The 12846-nt window shown below is 69.7% G+C and carries 10 protein-coding genes; 6 read left to right on the top strand and 4 right to left on the bottom strand.

Going from position 1 to position 12846, the window contains the following annotated elements:
- Positions 1-6 precede the first annotated feature (6 nt).
- Together ACQY9S_RS07700 and ACQY9S_RS07705 are read right to left on the bottom strand one after the other, a co-directional pair.
- Positions 7-813, bottom strand: a complete 807-nt coding sequence (locus tag ACQY9S_RS07700; protein WP_428424500.1) for a polysaccharide deacetylase family protein — start codon at positions 811-813, stop codon at positions 7-9.
- Positions 797-1786: a YncE family protein gene (locus ACQY9S_RS07705; RefSeq protein WP_428425632.1), complete on the bottom strand. Its 990-nt coding sequence runs from the start codon at positions 1784-1786 to the stop codon at positions 797-799. The genes ACQY9S_RS07700 and ACQY9S_RS07705 overlap by 17 nt, the downstream gene beginning before the upstream one ends.
- 194 nt (positions 1787-1980) lie before the next feature.
- Between ACQY9S_RS07705 and ACQY9S_RS07710 the strand changes: the two genes are divergently transcribed.
- On the top strand, positions 1981-2922 hold the full coding sequence (locus ACQY9S_RS07710; protein ID WP_428424502.1) for an ROK family protein: 942 nt from the start codon (positions 1981-1983) through the stop codon (positions 2920-2922).
- Between the two features lie 331 nt (positions 2923-3253).
- Here the strand turns inward: ACQY9S_RS07710 and ACQY9S_RS07715 are convergent, their stop codons facing one another.
- Positions 3254-5932, bottom strand: coding sequence for a zinc-dependent metalloprotease (locus ACQY9S_RS07715; protein WP_428424504.1), 2679 nt, complete (start codon positions 5930-5932; stop codon positions 3254-3256).
- Between the two features lie 55 nt (positions 5933-5987).
- Positions 5988-7655 carry an energy-dependent translational throttle protein EttA gene (gene ettA / locus ACQY9S_RS07720; protein ID WP_428424506.1) on the bottom strand — a complete coding sequence of 556 codons (1668 nt, stop codon included), beginning with the start codon at positions 7653-7655 and terminating at the stop codon, positions 5988-5990.
- Between the two features lie 177 nt (positions 7656-7832).
- Here ettA and ACQY9S_RS07725 point away from each other — a divergent pair, with 177 nt between their 5' ends.
- From ACQY9S_RS07725 to ACQY9S_RS07745, 5 genes are all read left to right on the top strand, one after another.
- Positions 7833-8651, top strand: coding sequence for a quinoprotein dehydrogenase-associated SoxYZ-like carrier (locus tag ACQY9S_RS07725; protein WP_428424508.1), 819 nt, complete (start codon positions 7833-7835; stop codon positions 8649-8651).
- 4 nt (positions 8652-8655) lie between these two features.
- Complete coding sequence (soxC, locus tag ACQY9S_RS07730) at positions 8656-9960, top strand: sulfite dehydrogenase (protein ID WP_428424510.1); 1305 nt, start codon at positions 8656-8658, stop codon at positions 9958-9960.
- The gene (locus ACQY9S_RS07735) at positions 9947-10492 is read left to right on the top strand and encodes a c-type cytochrome (RefSeq protein WP_428424512.1); all 546 of its coding nucleotides are present in this window, start codon (positions 9947-9949) and stop codon (positions 10490-10492) included. The genes soxC and ACQY9S_RS07735 overlap by 14 nt, the downstream gene beginning before the upstream one ends.
- Before the next feature lie 216 nt (positions 10493-10708).
- Positions 10709-12091, top strand: coding sequence for a DEAD/DEAH box helicase (locus tag ACQY9S_RS07740; protein WP_428424514.1), 1383 nt, complete (start codon positions 10709-10711; stop codon positions 12089-12091).
- Positions 12092-12288: 197 nt separating this feature from the next.
- On the top strand, positions 12289-12822 hold the full coding sequence (locus ACQY9S_RS07745; RefSeq protein WP_428424516.1) for a hypothetical protein: 534 nt from the start codon (positions 12289-12291) through the stop codon (positions 12820-12822).
- The last annotated feature ends 24 nt before the right edge of the window (positions 12823-12846 follow it).

The raw sequence follows: 12846 nt of genomic DNA on the forward strand, positions 1-12846 counted from the left end.
CAGGGGTCAACGCAGCGGGTGGGCCGCGATCCACGCGCGGTAGTCCGGGTGCTCGCGCAGTGTGGCAAAGCAAAGGCCACGGCCCTTGAGCCCTTCGATCAGCGGTTCCAGCACCGCCGGCGCCCAGGCATCCTGGCGCGACCAGATGCCCAGGTGCGCCAGCAGGATGTCACCCGGCCGGATGTCGCGCAGCGCGTTCGCCAGCAACTGCGTGTTGGGGTACTTGTCGCTCGGCAATTCGTCGCCGAGAAAGCCCGCCGGCGACCACGGCACGTGCATGAAGCCGCAGGCCTCGGCCGCCTTCAGCAAGGACGGCGACGTGCGGCCGGCCGGCGCGCGGAACAGGGGCAGCGCGCGCTGGCCGGTCATCTGCTCGAAGCGTTGCAGCGGATGTTTCAACGCGGCGCAGTAGTCCGCGGCGCTGACCTTCAGCGTTCGACCCGTCTGCGCGCCGGCGGTCGGCTTGACGCGGAAGCCGGCGCCCTGGTCGGCACGCCAGACCCAGTGGTCCCAGGTGTGCGAACCGAAGGCATGGCCCTCGGCGGCGCGCGCCTTCCACCAGGGTGCCCACTGCTCGTCGAGGCTGCTGCCACCGCTCAGCGTGCGCTCGTTGGCGAGGAAGAACGTCACCTTGACCTGCTGGCGCTGCAACACGTCGGCCACCAGCGGCGCCACGCCCATGTGGCCGGTGTCGAAACTCAGGTAGACCGGCTTGTCGCAGGACGCGGCGGATGCCGCCGCGCCGCACACCACCGCCGCCAGCGACACCGCCGCGGCAACACCCTGGCGCAGGGCTTCAGCGGCGCGATGCATGAGCCAGCGTCCACACGCCGTGCGGCGAGCGACCCACGGCGACCTGACGCACGACCTGGTGCCTGACCGGGTCGATCACCGTGAGCCGGCGCGCCCAGCGGGAAGTCACCAGGATCGTCTTCACGCCTCGTGCATCGACCATCACGTCGATGCAGTCCGGGCCGCCCGGCGCCGGATAGGTATCGACCACGGTCAGCGACTGCAGGTCGATGCGGCTGATGGAGTTGGCCACCCGGTTGCTCACCAGCACATGCCGGCCGTCGCCCCAGGCACGGAAGGCATGCGCCCCGGCGCCGGTCTTGATGCGCTTGACCAGCTTCGCCGCAGTGGCGCTCACGTCGTAGACCTCGACGAACTCGTCGCCGGTCAGGCCGACCAGCAGTTGCTTGTCGTCCGGCGTCAGGAAGACATCGGCCGGCAGCTTGCCGGTTGGCACCGTCCAGCGCGGCGTCTGCGTGGCGAGATCGATCGCCATCAGCTGGTCGCTGTCCTGCAACGAGGTGTAGACGACGGTACTCTTGCTGTCGATGAACAGGTGGCTCGGCGTCTTGCCGGCCGCGACCTTCTTGACCAGCTTGAAATCACCGCCGTCGGCCGCCGCATTCCAGCGGTAGATCGTCACGTGGTCGAGCCGGTTCGCCGCGGTGACGAACCACTTCATGTCGGGCGAGAAACGCAGCTGGTAGGGATCGTCGATGCCGCTGATGGTGCGTTGCACCAGCCCCGTCTTCGGGTCGACCAGCGTCAGCGTGTCCGACATCGCATTGGCCACCAGCAGCGAGCGCTCGTCGGGCGACAGGTAGAGATGGTGCGGCTCCTTGCCGGTCGGCAGGCGCCGCAGTTCGCTGAAGGTGGTCGGATCGATCACGCTGATCGTTGCATCGAGCGAGTTGAGCACGAAGATCGGCGGCACGGCCTGGGCCCCTGCCGCTGGAGTCGTTTGCGCCCGGGCCCCGCAAGCCACACCCAGCACGCCGAGCACCGCTGCGTACAGCGCCGCGCGGCGCCCTCTTGCGATCCGGCGCAGGCCACGGCCCGCGCTCACTGATTGATTCAATCGACACCCCGACAGCAAACCAGCAATTCTACGGGGCGCCCCATGGGGGCCCGTGCTTCACTACAGTGACGACAACGCGATCACGGCGCTCGCCGCCGACCAGCCCGACCATGAAACCCACCCCCGCCGTCCGGCCCGCCCTCGGCATCGACCTCGGCGGCACGAAGATCGAAGCGCTGCTGCTCGGCGCCGACGGCGCCGAGCGCTGGCGCGAGCGCATTCCCACCCCGCCCGGCGACTACCGTGCCACGCTCACCGCGATCGATGGTCTGGTCGCGCGCGCCCGCAGCGCCGCCGGCGGCGACCTCAGCGTCGGCATCGGCGCGCCCGGCACCCCGGACGACAGCGGCGTCATGAAGAACGCCAACTCGACCTGCCTCAACGGCCAGCCGCTGCAGCGCGACCTGGAGGCCCTGCTCGGCCAGCCGATCGCGCTGGCCAACGACGCGAACTGCCTGGCACTGTCCGAAGCCACCGACGGCGCCGGCGCCGGCGCTGCCGTCGTGTTCGCGGTGATCCTGGGCACCGGCTGCGGTGGCGGCATCGCGGTGCACGGCCGCGTGCTGCAGGGCCCGAACGGCCTGGCGGGCGAATGGGGCCACAACCCGCTGCCCTGGCCCGGCGACGACGAGAGCCCCGGCCCGGCCTGCTACTGCGGTGCGTCGGGCTGCATCGAAGCCTGGCTCAGCGGACCGGCACTCGCGGCCGACCACCGGCGCCACGGCGGCGGCGCCCTCGATGCCGTGGCGATCGCGCAGGCCGCCAGCGCCGGCGACCCCGCCTGCCAGGCGACCCTCGATCGCCATGCGCAGCGCAGCGCTCGCGCGCTCGCCTCGGTCATCAACCTGCTCGATCCGGACGTGATCGTGTTCGGCGGCGGCGCCTCGCGCCTGCCCGGTCTGATCGAACGCCTGCCGGCGCTGTGGACGCCTTGGGTGTTCGGCGCGCGCCACGACATGCCGGTGCGCACCCGCCTGGCACTCTCGCACCACGGCGACGCCTCGGGCGTGCGCGGCGCGGCCTGGCTCGGCCGGGCGCTCGGCGCGCGCTGATACGGCATTGCACATTCGAGCGCATCGGATTGAAGGTCGGGCCAGGGGTGGTTGCGGTGTCTTTGTCCGGAAGCACGACCGTCAAACGTCAGCGGGGGCGCCGCGCCGGGTCGCGATACAAGCGGCTGGGCATGAGCGGAGCCGCTCGCCCGGCGGCCTCGCCAGCAACGCGCGGTCCTTGCAGGAAGCCGGCCGGAGGACGCTTCGAACCTCAACCACCCACGCACACGAACGGCTGCAAGGAGCCACAAGACGCCGCCTGACTTGATGTGGATGAACGCGACTGGGTACGAGCGCATGGCGCTCGCCCGGCCGGCCTTGCTCAGAAGGATCAGGAAGCGGTGCGCACGGGCCGGGCGGCCAGGGCCTGCGACAGGGTGTCGGCGCTGTCGGCGAGGTGGGCCCGCGCCTCGGCGCTCAAGCCCGGATGCCGCCGGGCGCTCGCGATCTGCGCGAGCAGCGTGCGCGACTGCGCGCGCAACAGGCTGCGGGCGTCGGCCCGGCTGAGCGCACCGGGCCGCAGCAGCAAGGCGGCGAGCCGGTTCACATGCTCGCGCTGCAGTTCGCGACGCGGCGGCGGGATGTCGCCGCCGTCCCGCAGTTCGCTCCACACGTCGCGCGTCAGGCGTTCGTAGAGCTCGGCGAGCGGCAGCGTGTCGGCCGCGGCGCTGGCCTTGCCCTGGCTGTCGAGCAGCCGAGCGGCGACGGCGTCGCTCATCAGCTGCGCGAGCACGTTGCGCTGCAGTTCGAGCACCGCACCGACCAGCGAGTAGTCGGTGGCGATCTGCGTTTCGCCGCTGAACACGGCGTCGGTGCGCTCGGCGAAGTCGGGTGCCAGGCGGCGCTGCAGCGCCGACGAGAGGCGGATGCTGTCGGCCGCCAGCAGGCCACGCGACAGCGTGTCGAGCGCCTCGCGCTGCTGGGCGGCCGGCAGCGGCTGCAGCGGGTCGCGACCGCTGCCCGAGGCGTCGCGCAAGGTCCGCACACCACCGATCTGGCGCGCCAGTACGGTGCTTGCGCGACCGAGGTCGCGCAGTGCGTAGCTGACCGAGCGGCGCAGCACCGCGTAGTCGCTGCCGGGCGGCAGCTCGCGCGTCTCCTGGCGTGCCAGCAGGTCGCGTGCGATCGCAAAGCGCTTGCGGGCGAAGGCCACCGGGTCGGAGCCCAGGTCGAACTGCAGCGATTCGGGGTCGATGCCGAGTCCGTTGTCCTCGTCGGTACCGTAGGCGAGTTCGGGCTCCGCGCTGCGCGCGGCGATGCGCGCCAGCTCGGCCGCCTCGTCGGCGGGCGCGACCGGCTTGTAGCCGTACTCGATCGCCCAGTAGTCATAGGGGCCGAGCGTGGTCTGGAACGGGCTGCCGCCGGGCCGTCCGGGCGTCGGCAGGTTGACGGCCGCGTACTCCATCACCGAACCGGTCAGCGCATGCGTGGCCGTGAAAGCCGGATCGGCAAGCTGCTGTTCGCCGTAGACCCGCGATGCGCGGAAGTTGTGGCGCAGCCCGAGCGTGTGGCCGACCTCGTGCATCGTCACGTCCTTCAGGTAGGCGAGCACGTAGGCCTCGGTGTCGAGGCTGCCCGGGTCGAGTTCGCCGCGGGCTTCGAGCACGTCGAGCGCGTAGCCGAGCTGCTCCGCGGCGCCGTCGGCATGGGTACAGGCGAAGGCGCCCTCATCGCTCGCAGCCGCGACCTCGGTCGCGAGCACCTGGGCGCGCTCGGTGCGCCGGCTGCGTGAGGACAGGCTCTCGATCGCGATGTCGGCATCGATGATCTCGCCGCTGCGCGGGTCGACGTGGCTGGGGCCGATCGCCCCGAACGACGGCGCCGCGTTCGTCATCCAGCGCACCGAGGCGCGGTTCACGTCGAGCGTGTCGAAGTCGGCATCATCGGGCTGCACCTCGACCCGGATCGCATCGCGAAAACCGATGCGCTCGAAGGCCTTGTTCCACTCCAGAGCGCCGGCCGTGATCGCGCCGCGGTACTTCTCCGGGATGCTGCGGTCCAGCCAGTAGGTGATGGGCTTGACCGGCTCGGAGATCGCGGCGGCCGGGTCCTGCTTCTCCAGCCGCCAGCGGTTGACGAAGCGCTGGCGGGGCGAGCGCGCGAGGTCGTCGCTGAAATCGCTGCGAACGGTCTGGAAATAGCCGACGCGCGGGTCGGCGGCGCGCGACGCCATCGGCGTGTCGGGCAGCTTCGCGATCGCGTAGTAGACGGTGACGAACAGGCTGCGCGCGTCCGGCACGGTGAGGGGCGTGCTCGGCACCACGGGCGCGCCGGGCTGGGCCTGCGCAAGCCGCGCGGTCGCGTAATGCCCCAGCACCTCGAAACTGACCGCGTCGGGCAGCGCGCGCTCCTTCAGGACGGCGGAGTTGCGCGCATCGAAGGCGTAGCCCTGGCGAAAGCTGCGATCCAGCGTCGATGCGATGCCCAGCAGGTCGCCGAGGAACAGCGCATTGACCTCGACCAGGAAGGACTTGCGCTGCGGATGCGGCAGGCTCGCCACGGCCGCGCTCGCCACCAGGCTGGGCGAGAACGCGGCCTGCACCGCGCGCCCGGTCGGCGTGCCGGCGGCCGCGGTGTAGGCAAGGTTCGGCGCGATCAGCTGCACCTGGTTGTAGAGCCGCCGGAACTCGACGATGCGCGGACTGCCGGCCATCAGGCCGCCGAACAGCCCCGCCTCGCCGATGCCGGTCGCCAGCTTCGGCGAGAAGAAGAAGGGCTTGTTCAGGTCCTCGGGCTTGAGCTCGAGCCAGAGCTTCTCATCCTTGCGCCACAGCGTGAACAGGCCTTCGCTGGCCTTGGCGTCCTTGATGACGAGCGCAAAGGCCGGTGGTGCGCCCGGTGCCGGTGCAGGCGCCGACGCCGCCGTTGCCGCAACAGCCGCAGCGGCCCGCGACGGCGCACCCGGACCATCGGCCGCAGCCGGCCCCACCGCGGGCAACGACCGCAGTGTCGCGCAGCCGGCCAACAGGGACCAGGCCAACGCCAGCAGGCACAGGCGCAGCGGCTTCATGTTCGAGGTCGATCCGGGAATGCGCACGGAGCCAGTCAGGCGCACCGAACCAGGCTCAGACGCTCAAGGCCTTGAAGCGGATGCGCTTGGGCTTGGCGCCCTCCTCGCCCAGGCGCTTCTTCTTGTCGGCCTCGTACTCCTGGTAGTTGCCGTCGAAGAAGAACCACTTCGAGTCGCCCTCGCAGGCGAGGATGTGGGTGGCGATGCGGTCGAGGAACCAGCGGTCGTGCGAGATCACCATCACGCAGCCGGCGAACTCGAGCAGCGCGTCTTCCAGTGCACGCAGCGTCTCGACGTCGAGGTCGTTCGACGGTTCGTCGAGCATCAGCACGTTGCCGCCGGTCGCCAGCGTCTTGGCCAGGTGCAGGCGGCCACGTTCGCCGCCCGAGAGGTTGCCCACCAGCTTCTGCTGGTCGTTGCCCTTGAAATTGAAGCGCCCGAGGTAAGCCCGCGACGGCACGACGAACTTGCCGATCACGAGGTTGTCGAGCCCGCCCGACATGTCCTGCCACACCGTCTTGTCGCCTTCGAGCGACTCGCGGGTCTGTTCGACGAAGGCCATCTTGACGGTCGCGCCGACCTTCACGGTGCCCGAGTCCGGCTGCTCCTTGCCGGCGATCATGCGGAACAGCGTGGACTTGCCGGCGCCGTTCGGGCCGATGATGCCGACGATCGCACCGGCCGGCACCTTGAAGCTCAGGTTGTCGATCAGCACCCGGTCGCCGAAGCTCTTGGTGACGTTCTCGAACTCGATGACCTCGTTGCCCAGGCGGTCGGCGACCGGAATGAAGATCTCGTTGGTCTCGTTGCGCTTCTGGTACTCGACGTCCGACAGTTCCTCGAAGCGCTGCAGGCGCGCCTTGCTCTTGGCCTGGCGGCCCTTGGCGTTCTTGCGCACCCACTCGAGTTCCTGCTTCATCGCCTTGGTGTGGGCGTCCTCGGCCTTCTGCTCCTGCTCGAGGCGGGCTTCCTTCTGCTCCAGCCAGTCGCTGTAGTTGCCCTTCCACGGGATGCCGCGACCGCGGTCGAGCTCGAGGATCCACTCGGCGGCGTTGTCGAGGAAGTAGCGATCGTGGGTGATGCCGACCACGGTGCCCGGAAAGCGCTTGAGGAACTGCTCCAGCCAGTCGACCGATTCGGCGTCCAGGTGGTTGGTCGGCTCGTCGAGCAGCAGCATGTCGGGTTGGCTCAGCAGCAGCCGGCACAGCGCGACGCGGCGCTTCTCGCCGCCCGAGAGCTTGCCGATCACGGCGTCCCACGGCGGCAGGCGCAGCGCGTCGGCGGCGATCTCGAGCTGCAGGTCGGTGTTCTCGCTGCCGGCCGCGGCGATGACGGCCTCCAGTTCGGCCTGCTCGGCGGCCAGCTTGTCGAAGTCGGCGTCGGGTTCGGCGTACTCGGCGTAGACCTCGTCGAGCCGCTTCTTCGCCGCCAGCACACCGCCGATGCCCTGCTCGACCGCCTGCCGCACCGTCTGCTCGGGGTCGAGTTGCGGCTCCTGCGGCAGGTAGCCGATCTTGATGCCGGGCATCGGCACGGCCTCACCCTCGATCTCGTTGTCCAGGCCGGCCATGATCTTCAGCAGCGTCGACTTGCCCGAGCCGTTCAGACCCAGCACGCCGATCTTGGCGCCGGGGAAGAAACTCAGCGAAATGTCCTTGAGGATCTGCCGCTTCGGGGGAACCGTCTTGCTGACGCGGTTCATCGTGTACACGTACTGGGCCATGTTCGGAGCGCTCTTTTCGGGAAACTTCTGTAAGGCGCGGCCACTGCCGCGCTAGCCCCTATTGTCGCCGACAGCCCCCGATAACCCGGTGGTCTGCGCTCAAGTCGCTGACAGGCGCCAGCCTTGGGCGCATGATCCCGCTGGAGAACAGCCTCGACGGCGCTCCAGGAGACCGGCATGAAGTCCTTCCTTCGTATCTTGCTGCCCTGCCTCGCGGCGCTGGGCCTGCACGCCAGCCCGGCCTGGTCGGCCGACGACAGCGCCGACAACGAGCGTTGGCAATCCGTGCGCAAGTCGCTGTTCGCCGACCGGGCGATCTCGGAGGACGCGCGCGGCATCGTCGAACTCGACACCCCGGTGCGGGCCGCCGACGCCGCGGTGGTGCCGATCGCGATCCGCACCCAACTCGTCCAGAGCCCGAGCCGCTACATCAGGAAGATCTGGCTGGTGATCGACCGCAATCCCTCGCCGGTCGGTGCCGTCTTCAGCTTCACGCCCGACAGCGGCCGGGCCGATCTCGAGACCCGCGTGCGGATCGAGGAGTACACCCACGTGCGGGCCATCGCCGAGCTGAGCAACGGCTCGCTGGTGATGGACAAGCACTTCGTCAAGGCTTCCGGTGGGTGCTCGGCGCCGGCCGGCAAGGACCTCGCCGAAGCCATGGCATCGATGGGCAAGATGAAGCTGCGCGTGGAAGGTGTTCCGGTGGCAGGCCAGCCGGTGCTGGCGCAGCTGATGGTGAGCCACCCGAACATCTCGGGCCTGGCCATCGATCAGTTGACGCGCCTGGCTCCCTCGCCCCACTATGTGCGCAGCATCAACGTGACCTACGCCGGCCGGCCGGTCATGAGCGCCGACATCGACTTCACGATCAGCGAGAACCCGTCGCTGCGCTTCTACTTCATGCTCACCGGCGACGGCGAGCTCAAGGCGCAGGTCGTCGACAGCGAGGAGCGCAAGTTCGAAAGCGCCATCCCCGTCCGCACCAAGACCTGAGGCCGTGGCGGACACGCCCGAGCCGCCGGTCGACGCGCTGCGGCCCGTCGCAGGCGGCGGTCTGCTGCACCGGCGTGCGCTGCTGACGCGCGGCCTGGTACTGGCATCGGCCAGCGCCGCCATCCCCCGGGCCGCTGCGCAGGCTGCCGGTCCGGAGCCCTCCCTGGCCATCGACCCGTCACCGCCGTGGATGCACACGCCCGGCAGGGCCTTCACGGTCTATGGCCAGCCGTCCCGGTACGAGCAACAGGTCATCCGCCGCATCAGCGGCAACCGCATGCTGCCGGGCAATGGCGTGTCGCTGACGCCGCTGGAGGAACTCGAAGGAATCATCACCCCGACCGGCCTGCATTTCGAACGTCACCACAACGGCGTGCCCGAGATCGACCCGGCACGGCACCGGCTGCTGATACACGGCCGCGTGAAGCAAGCACTGAGCTTCGGGGTCGACGATCTGCTGCGCTACCCGCTGCGCTCGCACCTGGTCTTTCTCGAGTGCGGCGGCAACAGCAACGCCGGCTGGCACCCGGAGCCGATCCAGCGCACGGTCGGCTCCTTCCACGGCCTGATCTCCTGCAGCGAATGGACCGGCGTGCCGCTGGCCCTCCTGCTCGATGAAGCGGGCGCCGAGTCCCGCGCCGGCTGGGCGATCGCCGAGGGCGCCGATGCCTTCGCGATGAACGTGAGCCTGCCCGTCGCGAAGCTGAGGGATGACGCGATCGTCGCGCTCTACCAGAACGGCGAGCGCCTGCGCCCCGAGCACGGCTATCCGCTGCGCCTGATCGTCCCCGGGTGGGAAGGCGTGCTCAACGTCAAGTGGCTGCGGCGGCTGCAGCTGACGGACCAGCCGCTGATGGCGCGCAACGAGACCGCGAAGTACACCGAGTTGCAAGCCGACGGCACCGCGCGCATGTTCACCTTCGTGATGGAAGTCAAGTCGCTGATCACATCGCCTTCGCATGGCCAGCGCCTGCACGGGCCCGATTTCTACGAGATCAGCGGGCTGGCCTGGAGTGGCCGCGGGCGCATCCGCAGCGTCGAGGTCTCGGCCGATGGCGGACACAGCTGGGCCGAGGCGGCACTGCAGGATCCGGTGCTGCCGCGCTGCCTGACGCGATTTCGTGCCGCTTGGAAATGGAACGGCCGGCCCGCCGTCCTGAAGAGCCGGGCCACCGACGAGACCGGCGATGTGCAGCCCGAGCGCACGGCCCTGATCGCGCAGCGCGGCAGCAACGGCTACTTCCACTACAACGCCATCGTGTCCTGGGCCGTCGACGACGAAGGTGCGGTGCGCCATGTCTATGCCTAGAGGCCGCGGACTGACCGCCGGGCTGCTGCTGATATGGGCCTGTGGTGCCACGGCGGCCGAGGCGGTGCAGGCCCCCCGGCTGGGCCGGCCGGTCGACGCACGGGACGCCGCCCGCTGGGACCTCAGCGTCTTTCCCGACGGCCGCGGCCTGCCCGCGGGCCGCGGCAACGCGCTCGACGGCGCGCCGCTGTTTCGCCAGCATTGCGCGGCCTGCCACGGCGCCGGCGGCCACGGCGCCAGCGCCGAGGAACTGGCCGGCGGCTCCGAACCGCTGACCAGCCCGACGCCCGACAAGACGATCGGCCTGTACTGGCCCTACGCGACGACGATCTTCGACTTCGTGCGCCGCGCCAAGCCGATGGCCGCGCCCGGCACGCTGAGCGCCGACGAGGTCTACGCGCTGAGCGCCTACCTGCTGTTCGCCAATGGCGTGATCGGCGAGCACGACGAGATGAACGCGAAGACCTTGCCCAAGGTGCGCATGCCCAACCGCGACGGCTTCATCGGCATCGACGCACCGCTGCCGCACTGAGGGCATCGCACGCTCACCCGGTATTCATCCACACCGAAGCGGCAGTGTCCGGGCACGCTCGGGGGCTGTCCTCTACAATGGCCGCTGCAGCGCGCAGTTCCAGTCCTTGCGCTGCAGTCGATTCCGACCTCCTTCTCCCCTCTGGCCTCCGACTGGCGCACGTGCTTCGCACGCCGCGGCAGGCCGACCTCGATGCCCGTTGTCGGGCACCCCTCCATGTCATTCAAAGAACTAGGGCTCGCCGAGCCCCTGCTGCAAGCCATTGCCGACGCGGGTTACGACACCCCCACGCCGATCCAGAAACAGGCCATTCCGGCCGTCATGCTGGGTGGCGATCTGCTCGCCGGCGCACAAACCGGCACCGGCAAGACCGCCGGCTTCGTGCTGCCGATGCTGCACCGCCTGATGGCCAAGCCGGCCGTGCGCGACGCCAAGGGCCGCCTCCCGGTGCGTGCGCTGATCCTCACGCCAACCCGCGAACTCGCGGCCCAGGTGGAGGAAAGCGTGCGCGTCTATGGCAAGCACGCCAAGCTCAGCTCGATGGCGATGTTCGGCGGCGTCGGCATGCAGCCGCAGATCGACCGTTTGAAGCGCGGCGTCGACATCCTGGTGGCCACTCCCGGCCGCCTGCTCGACCACCACCAGCAGCGCACGCTGGACCTGAGCCAGGTCGAGATCTTCGTACTCGATGAAGCCGACCGCATGCTCGACATGGGCTTCATCCACGATATCAAGAAAGTGCTGGCGATCGTGCCCAAGCACAAGCAAAGCCTGCTGTTCAGCGCGACCTTCAGCGACGAGATCAAGACCCTGGCCGACCGCCTGCTGAACAGCCCGCAGGTGATCGAGGTGGCGCGCCGCAACAGCACGGTCGAGACCATCGCACAGAAGATCCACCCGGTCGACCGCGATCGCAAGAAGGAAATGCTCGCGCACCTGATCAAGAGTCAGGACTGGCACCAGGTGCTGGTGTTCTGCCGCATGAAGCACGGCGCCAACCGACTGACCGAGTTCCTGAACGAGCAGGGCATCACGGCGATGGCGATTCACGGCAACAAGAGCCAGAGCGCTCGCACCAAGGCGCTGGCCGACTTCAAGAACGGCGACCTGCAGGTGCTGGTGGCGACCGACATCGCCGCACGCGGCATCGACATCGACCAGTTGCCCCACGTCGTCAACTTCGAGCTGCCCAACGTGCCGGAGGACTACGTGCACCGCATCGGCCGCACCGGACGCGCGGGCGCCCAGGGCGAAGCGATCTCGCTGGTGTGCATCGACGAGGACGGCTTCCTGCGCGACATCGAGAAGCTGATCAAGCGCAGCATCCCCCGCGAGCTCGTGCCCGGCTTCGAGCCCGATCCGCGCGCCGTGGCACAGCCGATCCAGGTCGGACGGCAAACGCTCAACGGCGGTGCGCGCTCCGGTGGTGGACGGGGCGCCGGAGGCCGCCCGACGGGCGGCGGCGCGCGAGCAGCCGCGCCCAGCGGTGGCCGCGGTGGTCCTCGCAACGGCGGTGGCGGCGGTCCGCGCAGCGGCACCGGCGGTCACCGCGGCGGCGGTAGCGGTAGCGGTGGTGGTGGTGGCGGCCGCAGTCGCTGAATAACGACACCATGCCCCGCGTCCGCCGTGGTGCGCGGGCACCGCCGCTACGGCACCCACTGCCGGAGCAGCCCCGTCGCCGAGGCGCCGCCCTGTCGCGGGTTGCCGACCATGGCCCCCGTCGTTTGCCCACGTTGATTGCATTTGGACGCGCCTCGTCACAACGCGCGCTCGGCGGTGGACCTAGAGTCCACCGAATGAGAACTGCCTTCGACCTCTCCCCCCGCTGGAGCACCGCCTGGTCCGGGCCGGACATCGTGGTGCGCCGCAACGACGTCGAGGTCGATCGCCTGCACACGCCTGACATCCGCCGCATCGTCTTTGTGCAAACCGCCGACGTGCAGCGCGTCGGCGATCTGTCGTTCGCGCTGGTCGAGCTGGACGATGAATTCGTGGTCTTCCCGACCGAGACGGGCTTCGCGGGTCGTGTGCACTTCGAGCGCCAGGCGTTCTGGGCTGCGAAGGCGTGCACCTACTGGGCCAACACGGTCACGGCCCGCCTGCCGGCGCGCTGGCTGTACCGCCGCGGCTTCACGCTGACCCGCCGCAGCCCTCGCTACGGCCGCATACCGCGCGCCGATCTGGCGCCGGTGGTCGAACACTGGCTGATCGAGGGGCCGAACAGCTGGGACGAGCGCCGCTGGCAGCGCTTCGAGCGTTCTCGCCCGTTTGCCCGCATCGACACGCGACTCGACTCGGTGCCCTCTCGCATCCAGGACCTGCGGGGCTGAGTCCGACCGGAAACGAAACGACCC

The organism is Methylibium sp. (assembly GCF_965279545.1).
Lineage (GTDB): Bacteria > Pseudomonadota > Gammaproteobacteria > Burkholderiales > Burkholderiaceae_C > Methylibium.